This is a genomic window from Candidatus Clostridium eludens (assembly GCF_045310515.1).
Classification (GTDB): Bacteria; Bacillota; Clostridia; order Clostridiales; family Clostridiaceae; genus Clostridium_B; species Clostridium_B eludens.
Window position 1 is genome coordinate 1 of record NZ_JBJHZX010000146.1, and the last position, 685, is coordinate 685.

Here is a 685-nt window from a genome sequence, read left to right on the forward strand (position 1 = left end):
CCTATAAGGGCGTAATACTTCCAGCGCCTAAATGACGCTGGCTTTTACTTTGTTCAAGCCTGTGTGGACTGATTACTTAACTAATCCCTTAAAAGGGTTTTCTAATTCTTTCGTTGTAATCTTATCCACCATCTGATCATTTTTTTCTTGTTCACGAATATACTTCGCTATTGTTGCTTCATTGAGTCCTACTGTACTAACATAATAGCCTTCTGCCCAGAAATGTCTGTTGCCAAATTTATATTTTAAATTTGAGTGTCTATCAAATATCATCATTGAGCTCTTACCTTTAAGATATCCCATAAAACTTGACACACTTATCTTTGGAGGTATTGATACTAAAAGATGTATATGATCTGGCATCATATGTCCTTCTATAATTTTTATACCTTTCCACTTACACAAATCTTTTATTATTTCTTTTATATCTTCCCTCAATTTGTAATATATTATCTTTCTTCGATATTTAGGCGTAAATACTATATGATACTTGCATAACCACTTAGTATGTGCTAAACTTTCTGCCATAGAGTATTACCTTCTTTCTAACTATTTTGATGACTTGAACATTCATCATTATATCAAAAAAGGTAATTCTCTTTTTGCTTAAGCATTTAATCTCACCCGCATAGCAGGCGGTTTTTAGTTTCAGGCACTAAAGTACCTTCAACTTGTTAAAACATAA

The 685-nt window shown here is 32.4% G+C and carries 1 protein-coding gene; it reads right to left on the reverse strand.

Annotated features, from left to right (window positions below):
- Window positions 1–72: 72 nt before the first annotated feature.
- Window positions 73–528, reverse strand: a complete 456-nt coding sequence (tnpA, locus tag ACJDU8_RS25600; protein ID WP_406795009.1) for an IS200/IS605 family transposase — start codon at window positions 526–528, stop codon at window positions 73–75.
- Window positions 529–685 lie beyond the last annotated feature (157 nt).

Coding starts and splice junctions, on each gene's coding strand:
- tnpA (WP_406795009.1), bottom strand. CDS start 528: ATGGCAGAAAGTTTAGCACATACTAAGTGGTTATGCAAGTATCATATA.